This window comes from Alteromonas sp. BZK5 (assembly GCF_014349115.1).
Lineage (GTDB): Bacteria > Pseudomonadota > Gammaproteobacteria > Enterobacterales > Alteromonadaceae > Alteromonas > Alteromonas macleodii.
In genome coordinates this window covers 16504-34710 of record NZ_JACSOE010000049.1, presented here as the reverse complement: position 1 = coordinate 34710, position 18207 = coordinate 16504, and the positions used below count along the sequence as shown (strand labels likewise).

12 protein-coding genes and 1 pseudogene are annotated in these 18207 nt (G+C 45.8%); 4 read left to right on the top strand and 9 right to left on the bottom strand.

Annotated features, from left to right (window positions below; all coding sequences use genetic code 11):
- From BIZ39_RS14145 to rapA, 5 genes and pseudogenes are all read right to left on the bottom strand, one after another.
- Positions 1-550 (bottom strand): annotated as a pseudogene (locus BIZ39_RS14145) (MFS transporter); the annotation flags it as partial.
- Positions 551-593: 43 nt separating this feature from the next.
- The gene (locus BIZ39_RS14140) at positions 594-917 is read right to left on the bottom strand and encodes a hypothetical protein (RefSeq protein ID WP_014948188.1); all 324 of its coding nucleotides are present in this window, start codon (positions 915-917) and stop codon (positions 594-596) included.
- A gap of 142 nt (positions 918-1059) precedes the next feature.
- Complete coding sequence (locus BIZ39_RS14135; protein WP_187447288.1) at positions 1060-1947, bottom strand: DUF3530 family protein; 888 nt, start codon at positions 1945-1947, stop codon at positions 1060-1062.
- A 149-nt stretch (positions 1948-2096) separates the two neighbouring features.
- A complete protein-coding gene (gene rluA, locus BIZ39_RS14130) occupies positions 2097-2813 on the bottom strand; it encodes a bifunctional tRNA pseudouridine(32) synthase/23S rRNA pseudouridine(746) synthase RluA (protein ID WP_187447287.1) in 717 nt (238 codons plus the stop codon).
- 54 nt (positions 2814-2867) lie between these two features.
- Complete coding sequence (gene rapA / locus BIZ39_RS14125; protein WP_187447286.1) at positions 2868-5729, bottom strand: RNA polymerase-associated protein RapA; 2862 nt, start codon at positions 5727-5729, stop codon at positions 2868-2870.
- Positions 5730-6058: 329 nt separating this feature from the next.
- On the opposite strand from rapA, the gene BIZ39_RS14120 reads away from it, so the two are divergent.
- Entirely contained in the window at positions 6059-6850 is a 792-nt protein-coding gene (locus BIZ39_RS14120) for a DUF4019 domain-containing protein (protein WP_187447285.1), read from the top strand.
- 1 nt (position 6851) lies between these two features.
- Here BIZ39_RS14120 and BIZ39_RS14115 read toward each other — a convergent pair whose 3' ends face one another.
- Positions 6852-8249: a hypothetical protein gene (locus BIZ39_RS14115; RefSeq protein ID WP_187447284.1), complete on the bottom strand. Its 1398-nt coding sequence runs from the start codon at positions 8247-8249 to the stop codon at positions 6852-6854.
- 521 nt (positions 8250-8770) lie between these two features.
- On the opposite strand from BIZ39_RS14115, the gene BIZ39_RS14110 reads away from it, so the two are divergent.
- The 3 genes from BIZ39_RS14110 to ccoG all read left to right on the top strand — a co-directional run bounded on the left by BIZ39_RS14110 (position 8771) and on the right by ccoG (position 13268).
- Positions 8771-10168, top strand: coding sequence for a PhoH family protein (locus tag BIZ39_RS14110; protein ID WP_014978266.1), 1398 nt, complete (start codon positions 8771-8773; stop codon positions 10166-10168).
- Between the two features lie 93 nt (positions 10169-10261).
- Positions 10262-11659, top strand: coding sequence for a PLP-dependent aminotransferase family protein (locus BIZ39_RS14105; protein WP_187447283.1), 1398 nt, complete (start codon positions 10262-10264; stop codon positions 11657-11659).
- 235 nt (positions 11660-11894) lie between these two features.
- Positions 11895-13268, top strand: a complete 1374-nt coding sequence (ccoG, locus tag BIZ39_RS14100) for a cytochrome c oxidase accessory protein CcoG (protein WP_187447282.1) — start codon at positions 11895-11897, stop codon at positions 13266-13268.
- Positions 13269-13275: 7 nt separating this feature from the next.
- Here the strand turns inward: ccoG and BIZ39_RS14095 are convergent, their stop codons facing one another.
- The 3 genes from BIZ39_RS14095 to BIZ39_RS14085 all read right to left on the bottom strand — a co-directional run bounded on the left by BIZ39_RS14095 (position 13276) and on the right by BIZ39_RS14085 (position 17951).
- Positions 13276-14280 (bottom strand): hypothetical protein, encoded by a 1005-nt coding sequence (locus tag BIZ39_RS14095; protein ID WP_262385772.1) that lies wholly within the window; start codon positions 14278-14280, stop codon positions 13276-13278.
- Positions 14281-14648: 368 nt separating this feature from the next.
- A complete protein-coding gene (cysG, locus tag BIZ39_RS14090; protein ID WP_187447281.1) occupies positions 14649-16031 on the bottom strand; it encodes a siroheme synthase CysG in 1383 nt (460 codons plus the stop codon).
- Between the two features lie 129 nt (positions 16032-16160).
- The gene (locus BIZ39_RS14085) at positions 16161-17951 is read right to left on the bottom strand and encodes a DEAD/DEAH box helicase (RefSeq protein ID WP_014948201.1); all 1791 of its coding nucleotides are present in this window, start codon (positions 17949-17951) and stop codon (positions 16161-16163) included.
- Between the last annotated feature and the right edge of the window lie 256 nt (positions 17952-18207).

Below are 18207 nucleotides of genomic sequence, written 5' to 3'. Positions count from 1 at the left end.
CAGCCAAGAAGAACGGGATAGCACCAAGCCCGCCATAACCTGTCCACCAGCCAGCGGTGGCTACTGAAGACGCAGCTGACATGCCGTCTTTGTCGTCTTGGGCAATACAGTCAATGCGAAAACCATCGATGGCGATATCTTGCGTGGCTGAGGCAATAGCAATAAGCAAACCGACTAATGCAACATAAAACAAATCTTGGTCTGCAGTGAGTTGAGACATCACTAAACACAGCAAAACTACACAGCCTTGCATAGCGAAAATCCAACCTCGTCGTTGACCTAATAGTGGGGGCTTGATTTTGTCGACAAGCGGAGACCAGAGGAAATTAAAAGAGTATGTCGCGAAAATAATGCCGAATAAGCCGATGGCCGAGCGAGACAAACCTTCATCTTTGAGCCAAGCAGATAGCACTGAACCAATCATGATCCAAGGGAAGCCACTGGAAATGCCGAAAAGAAATATACTGAGGTATCGTTTGTCGTTAAACGTTTTTAAAGCGTTGAGCAAAACTGCGGCCTTAGGCAAGAATACAAAAGCATATTGAGCCATGAACCACAGTGAGAAGCAATAACGCGTTGAAGTGAAAGTTTTACTATGGACGAATGCCTACGCAGTCGAGTGGGCAATGACCCAAACCTTCAAGGAAATTCACGCAGTTATTTAGTTCATCTACAAGAAACTGGTCGTTAATTAGCTTATCTTCATTCCAATAATGCACTTGGTGAAGTAAATGCCAAAAAACTCGTTCTTTTTGTGTGTAGGGCTGCGTTAAGGTGTAATCAATTTGCCCCCATTCTTCCATACTATCCCAAAAGAATAGCTCGATCTCCTCGATAGGAAGCTCTCCTTGCCAAAATGCTCTCAAATAGAAACACAGCTGCTTTGCTTTGTTATCTACGAAATCTTGAACACTCACAAGTAACTCAACCGTTTATGTTTGCTAAAAGTATTATAGTTCATAACAATCTTACTGCTTAGGACAGAGGCTTGCTATTTACACCATTAAATTTAGGTAATTGTTTTGGATACTAATTTAGCGTAATCGGTAAATTATCGAATTACCAGCCTAGGTGGCGAGTCCAACCAATAGTACTATTTGCAACTATCTGAATATGAGGGGGTTTCTGAAACTCCTTTATACTAAAGGCTAATAAATTGCTGGGGATAATTATTTGCCGATAGTGCATTTTTAGTGCGTTTTTTGCGCTAATCTTTCGTTTTTGCGTGGTACTGTTCGCCCAATCGTTAAATCCACTTAGTGACAGATCCAATATTGGAAAGCTGGACTGCGCTATATTATCTATAACTAATGTATTCGTTGATTCTTCTGGCCAAAAAGGTGAAATGGCTACGAAAGTGTCTGGATGAAGTTGAGGCTGTTGCTCTACGACGGACAAGTAAGTTGTGGCCAGCATGCCTTGTGCAATGACCATACGGTAGCCTGAATTGTCTTGTAAATAATTATTCAATGCATTGAGTTGTAAACTCAGTGCTGAAGTTGCTGATTCGAAATTGAGATACTGCGTAAGTTGATTACTTCTGGGGTGGATATTTTGGGCTGACATAGACGTAGTTTCAGAGTCTGATATGTCGGTGTTTGTAGATTCAGCAGGTAGGTTCTGCTGGGAAGTGACATTGACCGGCAAATTAAACGGACTTATCACTACATTCCAGCCTTTTTCTGCAAGCATGTTGGCAAGGCTATTTCCCTGCGCGAGCGTAAGGCTAGAGGGAAAAGGCTCGGTGAGTATGATAGCCACACCCAAAGGTAATGGTGTTTGCGCTTCAATTTCAATAATTGGGGATTCAACTTCTCCAATCATCAAAGGTTTCACTTCTCCAGGCAGATAGGCGTGACTAACATCTGTGAAAAAGTCACAGTGAGCTGTCATAGGCAATAGCGAAACAATAACAGCAAATGTTAAAAGGAGAGCGTGCCTTTTCATAAAATGTGGTTTGCCTTTACCTTAATCTGGATCTATTCAGCTTTGACAGCATCAAATTAATTCGTACATCAAGCGTATACGAAGGTTATCGGCAGGGTGCGTTAAAACTAAAATGGAGTCTATTGATAAAGTTGAGTAGCGTTAGAACGCTACTCAATACTTTCTGAGAGCGGCTTTGGGCAAAACGGACTAAAAGGGATGGCGACATTAAAGTGCAGCCAGTGCCCAAGTGTCGGGTGCAAAAAACTCAAGCTTTCAGCATGAAGCTGTAAACGAGACGCCATGGATAACGCTTCTTCGTGGGCATAGAGTCTATCTCCTAAAATAGGGTGACCCAAAGCAAGCATATGTACTCGCAGTTGGTGAGATCGACCGGTAATGGGATAAAGGGCAACGAGAGAATGGGGTCGCTCTTTTTCATCCAGTGTGCGCTCAACGACGTCAAAGTGCGTTACGGCTTTTTTACCGCGCTCGAAGTCTACCATTTGCTTTGGCCTGTTTGGCCAATCGCAAATAAGGGGAAGGTTAACCTCTCCGCTGTCTTGTTCTACATGTCCATGAACCCGGGCGAAGTAGCGCTTTTTAGTTTGACGTAATTCAAACTGTTTCGAGATATGGCGATGGCTATCTTTATTAAGCGCCAGCACCAAAATACCCGAAGTCGCCATGTCTAAGCGATGCACTACTGTGGCGGTGGGGTACACACGGTTCACCCGGCTAATCAGCGAGTCGCGGTGCGCTAATGCTTTGCCCGGAACACTCAATAGCCCGCTAGGTTTATGCGCAACCACCATGTCCTCATCTTGATACAAAATATCAAGATAAGGTGTCATCGGTGGGTTATAAACAAAACTTGGGTTCGCCATTACATTATGTACTCGTTACTTCACAGTCGATTTTGAATGTTTAACCTTTCGAGGCTACGGGTTATTTACCACAATACGAATGGCGTCCAGCTGAACATCTGCATCCTGAATTACTTTATCAAGGGCGCTCATTTGCGTTTCAATAAACTCTATTTCGCTGTCACGTACTGCAGGGTTACGTTTTTGAAGATCGCGTAAGCGCTGTATTTCTTCGTTAAGCGTGCTGTGCATGCTGTTAAGTGCGTCGTGTTGCTTTTGGTTGGCTTGCTGATGGGCAAGCTTACGCGCCTTTTCAATGGCAAGCTCAAGCGGTTGTTGCAAGGCTTTTAGAAGCTGAGCCGAGATCTTACGTCCAATTTTACGCTTAACGTCGAAGCTCAATTCAGACGGGTTTCCTTGCGCATCTAAACACACGCGCACGGGCGTTTGAGGTAAGAAGCGACCCAACTGAAGCGCTTTAGGCGCTTGCGCTTGCAGCACAAACAACGCCTCAACCCAATAAGCGCCTTTTGGCAATGACGGCTCGGCAATGAAGCCCATGCTGCTCTTTCCGTGTACGTCGGTGAGTACTACGTCCATGGCGGTATGCACAAGTGGATGATCCCAACTTAAAAACTGCACGTTTTCTAGCGTGGTGGCAACACGGCGCTTGTAAGTGACTGTCATGCCTTCTGGGTCAAGACCTGGAAGCTGGCTCACCATCGATTCGGTTGGCATAAGAATAAAGCAGTCATTGCCTTTTTCGTCCTGCTGAACACCAATAGCATCGAATACGCGACCCATAAAGCGCGACAAATCTTGTTCGCTATCAAGGGTGATAATGTCTTCAAGCAGTTGTTCTACGCGGCCTTCACCCGAGGCATTAAGCTCAAGAAGACGATCGCGACCGGCTTCAAGCTGCGCTACGAGCTGGCTATTAAGCGTAACACTCATGTTCACTAGCTCGTCACGCGCGCTCATATCGTCAGGGTGTAAGCACGCACCAATAAGCAGAGGCTTAACGTCGTCGAATACACCAGAGCCCGTGGGGCAGGTCTTTTCGAAGGCATTCAGCCCTTCGTGATACCAATCTAGTAATACGTGCTGCGCGGTTTTCGCTAAATACGGCACGTGAATTTGTACGGTTTGGGTTTGGCCAATACGGTCAAGACGACCAATACGTTGTTCAAGCAGATCTGGCGTAATAGGCAAATCGAACAGCACCAAATGGTGAGCGAACTGGAAGTTACGGCCTTCGCTACCAATTTCACTACACAGTAGAATTTGTGCGCCGTCTTCCTCATCGGCAAAATAATGAGCCGCTTTGTCGCGCTCCACAATGCTCATGCCTTCGTGGAATACACTGTGGCGAATACCGGTTTGCGTGCGAATAACCTCACCTAACTCTTGCGCTGTACGGGCGCTTGCGCAAATAAGCAGAATCTTTTCTGGCTTAACGCTTTGCATGAAATCAAGCAGCCATTCAACGCGCGGGTCTTGCTTGGTCCAGCTGTTAACCACGCTTGCCATACGTTCAGGATACAGTGAATAGGTTAAGTCGCCGCCGCTCACTGCATCTGAATAAACCTCAGGCAAAGCCAGTTCGTAAGCGCTTAATTTACGCATCGGAAAGCCTTCGATATTGGCGCGGCGGTTTCTAAACAGCATACGGCCTGTGCCGTGACAATCGATAAGTTGGTGCAGCAGCGCATGGCGATTTTCCGGCGAGCTTAAATCACCCGCATGTTCCATTGCGTCAGGCGCGAATTCTGCGAGTTTGCTGCGTTGTTTGTCGTTAGGCTCGGCGTCTGAAAGTAATGGCGCTACCGCATCGGCCAGTTGGCTGTATTTCGATTCTTCATCTAAGAATGCATCGTAGCTATGGAAGCGAGCCGGGTCGAGCAGGCGCAAGCGGGCAAAGTGACTTTCGTGACCAAGTTGATCAGGCGTTGCGGTAAGCAGTAATACACCAGGCGTTTGGTTGGCTAATGCTTCTACACACAGGTATTCGGCTGAGGGAGCCTCACTTGACCACGCAAGGTGATGGGCTTCATCGACAACCATTAAATCCCATCCTGCAGCTTGAATTTGCTGCTGGCGTTTTTCGCTTTTGCTTAGGAAGTCGATACTGCAAAGTACCAGCTGGTCGTTTTCAAATGGATTCACAGCGCTCGCGTCAGACGTTTCGTCATCTTCTAAGCCTTCGCTCTTTTCTATGGCTTCGCAGCGACTTTCATCGTAAATGGCAAAAGGAAGGTTAACGCGGCGAAGCATTTCAACTAACCATTGGTGCATGAGCGAGTCTGGAACCAAAATAAGCACGCGCTCTGCACGGCCTGTTTTAAGCTGCTGGTGAATAATCAATGCGGCTTCAATGGTTTTACCAAGTCCTACTTCATCGGCAAGTAATACGCGCGGTGCGTGTCTGCCGCCTACCTCTGACGCAATGTGGAGTTGGTGCGGAATAAGCGATATGCGCGCACCTGCAAGACCAATGGTGTTTGAACGTAAGTAATCGTATTGATGATCTAAAGCACGCTCGCGCAAATCGAACCATTTAGGGTTGTCTAATTGCTGACTGAACAGGCGCTTTTCAGGTTGGTTCAAGCGAATGTGGCTGTCTAGCATGGTTTCAGGTAATCGCGCTTGCGCTTTGGTGTCTTCGCGAAGCCCGTGATAGATGAAAAGATCTTGGCTTTCTTCTTTTTCAGTAATGGTCATTTCCCAGCCGTCTTGGCTTTTGACCGTTTCGCCAATTTCAAAAATTAGTCGCGTAAGCGGCGCATCTTGCTTAGTATACTTTCGCGCTTCGCCTGTTGCTGGATACAACACTTCGACAGAACGGAAGTCGCTACCAATAACGACACCTAACCCCAGCTCTATTTCTGTGTTGCTTAACCAACGCTGACCAACTGAAAATTGACTATCTGAACTCATAAATCACCAACCTATTTTTCGGGGGGCGGTATTGTACGCATTGCGTTGTGATAAGTCATTAATACTAGCTCATTTGATTTGCGGTTGCAGGTGGGGGGATTGAGTACCTATGCCCTGCGTTAACAAGACGATTAGCACTAGTAGGTCTTCTTTGCTTCACAACGAGAATGCTGGTAGCAAAAGAATAAGAACGTTAACGTGCCCATCAGGCTTGCTTTGTCACAGGGTTGGCGTAAAACTGTCGTATCACTGACCATGGATATTTCTTACTGTTAACCGCGTTACGTTTTTAACGTATGTGAATCGCAGCTAACAGGAGGAAGCGCGAGATGGATATGAAAGTAGACAGTCAAAAGCTTATACAACTTCGCAATGCTAGGGCATGGAGTCAGCAGCATCTGGCAGATGTTTCTGGGTTGAGTTTGCGTACTATTCAGCGAATTGAGAAAACACAATCTGCATCACACGATTCAATAGGCGCACTTGCTTCAGTTTTCGAAACGACGCCCGATGCGCTTTTAATGGGGGAAACCCACGCCACTACAAGTCATGCTCAAGGGCAGCCAACCTCGCAAACTTCTACTGCGGGCGAGAATGCCGCAGCTCATCATTCAATTAAGCTGCAGGGTGACCGGCCAACGTCGTTGAATCCCCAACATGTTCTTTGGATCACGCTAGCGCTCGCCATCAGTTTGTTTGCTGCTATTTATTATGCGCAAACGGTCAATGCGAACAATGGTAGCAACCAAGTAATTGAAGCTGGCAAGCCAGTTAATGTCAGTAGCGAAGTCCTTGAAGATGCAACAAGTTGGCTGGAACTTATCGACAGCGGTGAATATGAACAAAGCTGGAAAGAGAGTGGGGCTATTTTTAGAAGCGGTATTTCAATAGCTAAATGGACCGAGGCGATGCAGCTAGTCAGGGAGCCATTGGGGGCAGCCAAGTCGAGGGAAATCGCGTTAGCACAAGCGCCAACTTCACTGCCTGGATTGCCTAAAGGAAACTACCTAATTTTGTCGTTCACCACTGACTTTGATTCCCAGATCACAATGAAAGTAGAGACCCTTTCTATGGTGGAAGTTGATGGCGAATATAAAGCAATAGGCTACTTCATTAAGTAGCCTACTCAGGTAACTGGTACAAAGTTTCAATTCCTTGAATGGCTTTGAAAGCATCATCGCTCGTTGCATTGTTGATGGCTTTGATAAGTTCAGGTGCATTGTAGGGCTCTAACAAGGTTAGGAACGTCGCTGTGCCAGATGGCATGCCACTATTCACTGCTTTTTGAAGTCGCTTCCATACGGTGAACAGCGACTCCTCACCTAACGTTTTTTGTTGCACCACGCTATCGATGGCGCGGTGCATTATCATCCCGCATGAATAATAAAGATTGAAGTGCCCGTTTTTATAAGCACGAGCTAGCGTAGTCTGCGCCAGCCCTTCAGTACAGCTCTCGAAAGCGCGGGTCATTCGGCTTCCAACATAGCTATTGGCGTCTTCGTAGAGGAAGTTCATGGCGATGGCCGCAAAGTAGTCGGCGTTGCCCTCGTGCAGCCAAGACTGCTCCTCGTTTTCTGATACACCTTCGGTACTGCCGGGCTGATATAAATGGGCGACTTCGTGAGCAAAGAACCAAAGTGTTTGGCTAACAAAGCTGCTGTTATCGGCCTGCTCATTTAAGTCTTGTCTGTTCCAATGCATAAATATCTGGTTAGGTAGTGTGCCGCCTTGTGTAGAGTGATCGTCTACGTTTGCGTAAGAGGCAAATAACATGGGCTTTTCGCCCTTAAGCGGATTAAGAGAATGGGAGAAAAACGCCATCATGTTGGGTATATCTTCTTCTAGCGAAGCTTTAATGCTTTCAGGAAGCCCGGGATCAATTAAGGCAACCACATCATCGGTAATAATTGGCTGTTGCTTACCCACATACACGACTCTTCCATCATTGTTATCTGTCCACGACACGCTGCTTTTCATTACTTTGCCATTCATCAATATGTGTTCATCACTGGGAACATTGAGTGTCAGGTGCCATTTATGATCTTCTTCAGTACAGGTATTAGCACAAGCAAACAGTCGCCCAGAGTGAAAGGCATTTCCACCATCAGAAAAAGGAGAAAATGGTGCGTAATCTTTACCCAAGAGTTTATAGGTGGGCGTCAGTAAAAATGACACGGTAGAGAGGGGCCTGCCTGACTTCGAACGTACAAGTTCTTGGTGTTTGACGTTATCAAAGACGATTTCTATGTCGTTGTCTTGCGCGAACCAACGTGTTGTTCTTGATGTATCTGGGTTTCTAACAAAAGCCAGCGTTTTGGCTGGCGTAGTTAATGTGTAAGTGACTACCCATTTTTCAGACGTATCAGCCGTGCTTTTCTCAACCTTGATTAGAATGTTAGAAGGGGAAGAATCATTGAGCGCTTGGCTATTTGCCCATGCAATTTCAACGTTAAAGCACGCCAGTAGCGCTAACGTCATGCTTATGGCCGTTTTTATTTTTGTGATGTTAAGCCAATTCATAGCTGATCTTTCCCTGAGTGTTATTAATTTAAACGCATCCACTTTATTGAGGTGTTGTGGCATTGGGTTAGCACCCGTGTTTAATTCACCGCTTCAACAAATACACCTTAGCCTATTTGGGTATTAAAAACGCAACTAAAGCTGCGCTAACTGTAGTTAAAGTGTGAGCATTTGTTACGAACCAAGTATGCCAGTTTCTTGTTAATGCAGAATGGGAGCGCTGTGCTATCTCATATAACGTGAATGGACGGTTCTTCGCTTATCACTTGCTCTAACGAAAAATAAAAAAGAAAAAACAGTGCTAAATCTCAAAAACTGGATTATGGTGGAATTAAGGGTTCGCTAATTTAACAAACGAACCTTTGAGGCAGGAAGAGTAGTACTGCTTCTCAGTCGACGCGAGTAGGGGAAGAAGTCCTGTTTCGAGCGGCATTCTCCTACAACCGTAACTGTAGCTTGTTAGCGCGTGCGTTCATAAATGAACAATACGTCTAACCTGGCTTTATTTACCGGAGTGAAGGATGCCAAGAAAAAATTCTACCGATACTAAGATTTACGTCCTCGATACCAATATTCTGCTGCACGAACCTCACGCTTTTCTCTCCTTTAAAGAACATGACGTTGTTATTCCAATGACCGTATTGGAAGAGCTCGACTACATCAAAGACAGCAAAAAAGACGTGGCGCGTGATGCACGGGTATCCATTCGGGCAATGGAGGATTTACTCCACGACGCAACGCCAGAAGATATGCTAGCGGGTGTATCGATGGAAGGGTTGGGCGCGGGTCAAACGGCACCTACAGGGAGTCTATCTATATTCGCCGACCTCAACATGGTTGAGGCTCAGCAAGTGTTTACCAGCAACGAGAATGACAACCGCATTATTAACGTAGCGCTGCACTTGCAAAAGACGTTCGCGCCGCAAAAAGTGGTGTTGGTTACCAAAGACTTAAACATGCGCCTTAAAGCGAAAGGGGCAGGCCTCGCTCATGTTGAAGACTACCGCACCGACCAGCTAATTACTGACATCAAATATTTATCTCGCGGGTTTCATACCTTTGAAGGTAATTTTTGGGACAGCGTAAAAAGCGTGGATAGCCGCAGCGAAGGGCGCGACACTATTCACACTATCCCCAAGTCTATGTTGCCAGAAGCGTATGTAAACGAGTTTTTGCTCGACGAAACTAAACAGTTTGCAGGTTTAGTAGAAGAGATCACCGACGATCATTTAGAGGTGTTGGATTTAGGTTATGAACGCTTGATGGGTCGTCATGCCTGGGGCATCACACCCAAAAATATAGGGCAGGCCATGGCGCTTCATGCGCTGCTAGATCCACACATTGATATGGTTATTCTCACAGGCCCTGCCGGTAGTGGTAAAACGCTCCTTGCGTTAGCGGCAGCCCTTGAAATGGTGGTAGAGCGTAACATGTATGACAAAATCATTGTCACGCGAAGCACGCCGGAAATTGCTGAGTCCATTGGCTTCTTGCCGGGAACGGAAGAAGAAAAAATGTTGCCTTGGTTGGCAGCAATTACCGATTCTTTGGAAGTACTCCACAAGCACGACGAAAATACCAAAGGTTCTATGAATTACATCATGGAAAAAGCCAACATTCAGTATAAGTCGGTAAACTTTATGCGAGGCCGAAGTATTCAAAATGCGATTGTGATTTTGGATGAGTCGCAGAACTTAACCGCGTCACAGCTTAAAACGATCATCACACGTTGTGGTGAAGGAACGAAGCTGATAGTGGGCGGTAACTTGGCGCAGATAGACAGTAACTATCTGAGCGCAGTGACCTCGGGGCTTACTTACTTGGTTGAGAAGTTTAAAGACTTTTCGGGCAGTGCCACCATTAACCTAGACGGCGTGGTAAGAAGTCGTCTTGCGAGTTTTGCTGAAGAGAATCTTTAACCTAAGATAACGCGTAAATTGGTAGTATTGTTTTTATAACAGAATACTGTCCTCACTGTTATACTCCGCTGGTGGGAACTATCGGAGTATAACGTGGCTAAATACGAAGTTTTAGCTCACCAACTTAAAGAGCAGATTGAGCGCGGCGTGTGGGTAGAAAATGAAAAGCTCCCATCGCTTCGCAAACAGGCAGCACAAACAGGCTTCAGCCTAATGACAGTGCTGCACGCCTATCAGATGTTAGAAAGCCAAGGCATAGTCAGCTCCCAAGAACGTTCGGGCTTTCTGGTAACAGCTAAAGCGAGCAATGCCTCAAAAGAACGTGTACAGGCCACAGAAGCCGTCAGCATTAACGACTTTGTATATGAAGTGCTGCAGGCCTCTCGCGACCCCCACATGTTCAGTTTAGGATTTGCTTACCCCGACCCAAGCCTTTATCCAAGGCAACATTTAAATAAGTCTATTGCAGCTGCCGCCCAGCAAATTTCCTTGACCAGCGCCATGGATAATTTGCCTCCAGGTAACCTGGACCTTAGAAAAATCATCGCTAAGCGCTACGCCGCCAAAGGCCTGAATATATCGCCTGATGAAATCATTATTACCGCTGGTGCGCTAGAGGCGCTGAACTTGAGTTTGCAGGCATACACCACACCAGGAGACTGGGTGGTTGTCGAGTCGCCGGTGTTTTATGGAACGCTGCAGGCGCTTCAACGTTTAGGTCTAAAAGCGATTACTGTAACGGTATCACCCAACACTGGCCTGGACGTAGCTGCACTTGAGCGCGCATTTAAAAATCATAATGTGAAAGCCTGCTGGCTTATGAGCAACTTTCAAAATCCTGTTGGATACTCATTGAGTGACGGTCAAAAACAGCAGGTGGCCGCGTTACTCGATAAGTATAATGTTGCCCTTATTGAAGATGATGTGTATGCCGAGCTTTATGCTGATAAGCGTCCACCTCTGCCAATTAAGCATTTTATGAAAGAGGGAGATAGTATGTTGTGTTCATCGTTCTCCAAGTCTTTAGTGGCAGGGTACAGAATAGGGTGGGTCGCCGCAGGTAAGCGTGCCCTTGAAATACAAAAACAGCAGCTTATGAGTACATTGGCAACCAGTGCGCCGATACAGCTTGCGCTTGTAGACTATTTATCCACAAAAAATTACGAGTCTCATTTAAAGCAGCTGCGAAAAAAACTCATCGCTCGTAAGAAGACGATAACGGCGCTGCTTACCGACCTTCTATCAGACGTTGCGACTATTCATACACATAGCGGCGGCTATTTTTTGTGGGTGGAATGCCGGGGGCATGTTGATGCAATGGCTATTTATAAAGAAGCGTTGCGTTTACACATCACCATTGCGCCAGGAAAACTGTTTAGCTTAACCAATGAGTTTAACCATTGTTTTCGTTTAAATGCATCGTTTGCTCTGAATGAAGCGAAGCGCAATCAACTGCTTAAGCTTTCGTTATTTATAAAAAGTCTTTCATAAATAACGTGTTATCACTCTGCGTAACGCAAACCGTAGTTTTTGCACATTCTGTATAGGGCGCAGGTTTGAAAACAAGAAAAACATTCACCTTAAAAATCTGCGACTTCAAAGCCTACGCCTTAAATATTTACGCCTTAAAAACTATTGCAACTGATCTATAAAGAAAGCCCTAATCTGTTTCTATTTTAACGGCCTTAAATCCCTACCATTAGCGCAAAATTTTCGGAGAAAGCTAATGACGGCAGTTAAAATTCGGCAAGAAGACATCATTGCTTGTACACCCGTAGAAAGCAAAAAAATCTATATCCGTGAGGAAACCGGGCACTTTCAAAAAATACGTCGATACTTGAATGTAGTATTAGTGACGCTGTTTGTTGCGCTCCCCTTTATTCAATACCAAGGACAGCAGGCGATTTTGTTTGACGTGGGGCGTCAAACCCTCACGCTTTTTGCATGGGTGTTGTATCCACAAGACCTCATGATTTTTGCCTTTCTGTTTATTCTTGCGGCTTTTGTTTTGTTTTTAGTCACCCGTCATTACGGGCGAGTATGGTGTGGCTTTACATGCCCTCAAACCGTATGGACTCTCGCTTTCAATTGGGTAGAGCGCCGTATTGAAGGTACGCACAATCAAAGCAAGGCTTTAGATAAGCAGCCTAGCTCACTAACAAAAGTAGTCGTAAAGGGGGCAAAACACAGTGCATGGTTGGCATTAAGCCTTGTTACTGCGCTGGTTTTTATGTCTTACTTCTATCCGGCATCTCGTCTATATACGGAGTTTTTTACTTTCTCTGCGCCAGCGTTAATTTCAGGCTGGACAATGTTCTTTGCCGTTTGCACTTATGCCAATGCAGGTTGGCTTCGAGAGAAAATGTGCACGCATATGTGCCCCTATTCTCGCTTTCAAGCTGCGATGTTTGATAACAGTACGTCATTGGTCACTTACAACGAAGCGAGAGGAGAAAGTCGCGGACCAAGAAAGCGTTTTTCACAGCACAAAGACCTGGGAGACTGTGTCGACTGTAAATTATGCGTTCAAGTCTGCCCGGCAGGCATAGATATTCGTGAAGGAATTCAGTACGAGTGCATTAACTGTGGCCTGTGTATTGACGCATGCGACAAGGTCATGGCCAAATTTGGCTATCCACTCAAACTTATCAATTTTTCGCGAGCCGGCAGAAACTCTGGGCGTAAATTCACTAACTATCTTTACGGCGCCGCAATCATTGCCATACTGCTCGCAATGGGCGAGTGGGCTATCGACAGGCAGGACTTCGAAGCTTCAATTAGCCGTGACCGCAACGCGCTCTACAGAGAGAACAACGCGGGACACATTGAAAACACTTATACGTTAACCGTTTTAAATAAATCCCGCGTGGCCAAAACCTATGAAATTGCTATAGAAACGCCATCAGATATGCAGCTTATTAACGTACCGACTATAAACGTAGCACCAGGCGAAAAGCGAAATGTGCCGTTTTCAGTTGAAGCATTGTCGCCAATGGCTAATACCATGCAATCTGTTAGCTTTGTTATTATCGATAAATCTACCAACAGTGTGATTGGCAATGAAGTGATGTTCTATTCAGGGAATAACAGGCAAATGTAGATGAAACTTACTCTACTACTTCTACTTGGTAGCGCCCGGTCACAATGTTGCGCTCTGTATCTTCGGATACTTGCCCGAAAGGAATGAGTGCCGGACCCGTAGGATCATAGAGCACGTAAACGTCGCCATCGTGCTCTATGGTTCGGTCATCTGCCATGGGGGTTAATGCAATTCCAAGCAAGGCGTGGTTGGGCAGGTAAAGTACAATCATCTTTGTAGTGGGTAAAAAAGCTCTTACCATTGAAGACGCTAACACTGCTTTACTGTCACAGTCCCCTAGGTTCTGCATAAGCACACTTATGGGCGGCGCATACCCAGAGCCATTACTCACGACTCTATCTTCTAACGTGTCGTAAGGGATGCTTTGCAGCCAACTGAGAATTAAAGAAAAATAGGCTCTAGAATCTGACTCAGACGCGACTTTCTCGTAAAACGCTTGAGAAACGGACACCAAAGGTTTTACTGACTCAGAGATGTAACGCAGGTGATCTGGCTTTATGGCACTTTGGTTAAATATGGTCGTAAAGCGCGTAAAGTAATGTTCATGCAAGTAGCTATCGTAAGCGTTTTGCTGTACGTCACGCAAATGCGCTTGAACGTCTTCTATTTTCTCTTCGTCAGTCCCCGACACTTTAATATTAATGGCTTCTCTCATGGGCTTGATTGTTACTTTTGCGTCCTTGGGGTCGATAGTCTTTGCTGCTTTGGTCAACGCAACAGTCACGTGTCGCTGTGCTATTTTGGGCTTGTAATTAGTTTGCCTGAGCGGCAAGTCTTCAATTGACTCAAAGGGAATTTCAAACCTGAGGTTATGTTGCTGCTTCGCACCGTCAATCCATTCGTAATAGAACTGAATGCCGGTATCAGTCTTCTTTCTTTTGAACTCGAGTTGTTCAGAGAGCGCATGCTGAACATGGAAAACCACTAGGATCGTAGCGAGACCGAGGTATCTCGTTACCTCGCTAATAAAGCGCCAAATGTTCTTTTTTTTCGAGTTAGTGTGAAGCTTCATTGTTATCGTTGGGTTAACTCAATAATTGATCACTCATTTTGTGAGTATGCGCGTGAAAATGAAAAAAACAAGGCAAAGGCTATTTTGAAGCCTTTGCCTTGGGTCGTGCCAGCCCATTACCCTGGCAGAGGGCAGAGGGCAGAGGGCAGAGGGCAGAGGGCAGAGGGCAGAGGGCAGAGGGCAGAAGGCGTCAATAGTGCATTGAGAGACCTTGGGATTGTGCTACTTGATTCAAAAACTGTCGATTAGTGGGTAAACCACTGAGTTGTTGCTGAATACTTTGTACATGTTTTGCGTAGGCCTGCCGCTGTTCTTAAGCGGAAAGCTGGTACAGAGCCCCTTTATTTACACAAAGGGGTAGGAAGGGATTATTGGTACCAGTTTAGTTCGTCACGTAAACTAACAACTGAACCGACGATAATAAGTGTAGGAGGCTGTAATTGCGCCTCTTCTTGCTTAGCCACAATATTGCTTAGCGTGCCTGTTAGTACCGCCTGCTTTTCGGTAGTCGCCGATTGAACTAAAGCGATAGGCGTATTGGCATCAAGACCGTGTTCAATGAGCTTTTCGCAGATAATCGGCAAGCCTGTCAAACCCATATAAAACACAGCGGTTTGATTCTTCTGTGCAAGGGCTGGCCAGTTGAGATCGATAGTACCGTTTTTAAGGTGACCTGTTGCAAACACCACAGACTGGGCGTGATCGCGATGAGTAAGTGGAATACCCGCATAGCTAGATGCCCCGCTTGCTGCGGTAATGCCCGGCACAACCTGAAACTCAATACCGTGCTTAATGAGGGTTTGAATTTCTTCTCCACCACGACCAAATATGAATGGGTCGCCGCCTTTTAAACGCACCACACGATTGCCTTTTTTAGCTTCATCAACCATTAGTTGGTTAATGTCGTCTTGAGGAAGCGTGTGATTGCTTTTGGCCTTACCCACGTAGATTTTCTCAGCGTCACGGCGTACAAGCTCAAGAATTTGCGGCGATACTAAGCGATCATAGACTACCACGTCGGCCTTTTGCATTAAGCGCAAGGCGCGAAAGGTAAGAAGATCGGGGTCGCCAGGACCTGCTCCTACCAAATACACTTGCCCTTCTACTTTTTTGTCCTGAGCCGCGGCTTGCAGTGCTAATTCGAATGCATCATCGGCTTTGCTGTCTTGGCCCTTTTCAACCATTTCAGCAATGTCACCATCGAGCACGTCTTCCCAAAAGTATCGACGAGCGGTAACGCCATTAAGCGTTTGTTTTACTTTTTCGCGGAATTTTTCAGAAAATGCGCCAAGTCGACTTAAGTTAGCAGGCAGTACAGTCTCTAACTTTTGACGTAAATATCGAAGCAAAACAGGAGCTACACCACCACTACTCATAGCAATAACGATAGGAGAGCGGTCAACAATAGAGGGGGTGATGAATTGGCAAAGCGGCGTATTGTCCACCACGTTCACCAACACTTTGTTAGCGCGCGCTAAGTCGTGAATATGTTGATTAACATCGCCTTTATCGGTGGCAATGAAGACCATATCTTTATGGGTGAGATCACTATTTTCAAACTCGCGTTCAATAAGTGTCACTTTCTCATTTTGCACCAATTGCTTCACCGTATCGCAAACCCAAGGCGCCACTACAGTGATGGTCGCAGGTGTCTTCATAATAAGCTCTAGCTTACGGGCAGCAACTTCACCAGCCCCAACAATTAGAACATTGAGTTTTCTGGCGTCTAGGAATAACGGAAAGTAATCCATAAAGGTTTTCTTAGCTTCAAATACAAAAAAAGAACTGACACTATTTTGCGCCAATTCTTTTTAATTAGAAAACAACGAAAACAGCCTTTATATTGCTATTAGTTATATAAAGGCTGAATGTATTGCTATTTAGTTCTTACGCTTACGGTTTTCGCGATCTCCGCGATTAGGACGGTCTTCACGATTGCCGCGAGGCGCTCTGTCACCACGGTTACCACGATCGCCACGACCTTTAGCCGGCGGTGTATCTGACCATTCGCGAATATTCAAACGCTGACCAGCAACACGGGTGCCCTGTAGCGTATCGCGCGTTTCCTTAGGCATACCTTCAGGAAGGTCTACCGTGCTGAAGTTGTCATAAATTTCGATAGCGCCAATGTGCTTCGAATTTATGTTTGCTTCATTAGCAATAGCGCCAACGATATTTCCAGGCTTCGCACCATGTACGTGACCTACTTCAATGCGGAAGCGCTGCATGCCTTCTTCAGGCTTGCGGTTTCCACGAGGTACTCTTGGCTTTCTCTCACGACCATCACGGTCACGAGAGTTTCTCTCGCGGCTGTCGCGCTGAGGCTTGCTGTTAATATCTGGACGATCTGATTCTTTAAGAATTAACGGTTCGTCGCCTTGCGCAATTTTAAGCAGTGCCGCCATCAATACTTCAGGGGACGCTTCGTTTTCTTCTTTAATCATCTCAACAATAGGCATTAGTGATTCAATGCTATCGTCTTGGGTTGCTTCGGCAACTGATTGTTTGAAGCGGCTTAAACGTGTTTCATTAATTTCGCTAATTGAAGGAATTGGCATTGCTTCAATAGGCTGCTTGGTCGTTTTCTCGATAGAGAATAACAAGCGCTTTTCGCGATGAGAGATAAATAGGATCGCATCACCTTGACGACCAGCACGACCAGTACGGCCGATACGGTGTACGTAAGATTCGCTGTCGTACGGAATATCGTAGTTGATAACGTGGCTTACACGCTCAACGTCAAGACCACGGGCTACAACGTCGGTAGCGACAAGGATATCAATTTTACCCTGTTTAAGTTTTTCAACAGTGCGCTCACGAGCTGCCTGAGGAATATCACCGTTTAGTGGTTCTACGTCGTAACCACGAGCAGAGAGTTTATCTGCTAGTTCAACCGTAGCGGTTTTCGTACGTACGAATATGATCATACCGTCGAACACTTCCACTTCCATGATACGCGTTAGCGCTTCAAGCTTGTGGTGTGGTGCAATTTGGCAATAACGCTGGCGAATGGTGCTAGCTGTACTTACCTTAGACGCAATTTTAACGTGCTTAGGATCTTTCAAGTATCGCTGAGTAATCTTCTTAATTGGGCCAGGCATAGTTGCCGAGAACAGTGCGGTTTGGCGCTCTTCTGGTGCGTGGCTAAGAATAAGTTCAACGTCATCGATAAAGCCCATACGAAGCATTTCGTCAGCTTCGTCTAGCACTAGGAACTTAAGTTCGCTTAAGTCTAGCGTTTTGCGCTTAATGTGGTCGATGATACGGCCTGGTGTACCTACAACAACCTGAACGCCGCGCTTAAGCTGGCGAATTTGGTTGTCGTACGACTGACCGCCGTATACTGGAAGTACTTTAATTTTTTGACTAAAGCTCGCATAAACCTGAAACGCCTCTGCAACCTGAATAGCTAGTTCACGGGTTGGGGCCAATACCAGTAATTGCGGCTTACGTTCTTCAGGATCGATATTTGCCAACATGGGCAGGGCAAACGCAGCGGTTTTTCCTGTCCCTGTCTGTGCCTGACCGAGTAAATCGTGCCCTTCAAGTAAAAGAGGAATACTCTCAGCTTGAATAGGAGACGGTTTCTCGTAGCCAACTTTTTCAAGGGCTTGTAAGATAGGTTCTGGTAAATTGAGGTCTTTAAATGTCATGTCGACAGTTGTGGTCATTAAGGATCCTGGTGCATTAAGTAAGGAGGGTGCGGCATACGATTAAACCGTACTTTTTCGGTTTATTATCGCAAGACGCTATACAGCGATGAACTGGCCTTTCGGGCGAGTTTATGAAGCGTATTCGTAGCGTATTTCGCGATATGCTTGCCAGCAGTGTTGCAAAAAACCATATTATATTCGAATAATGGCAAGGTTGCCACGAAATTGCACAGTTTAGATGAAATAATAGACAGTACACCATGCGCTATTTTCA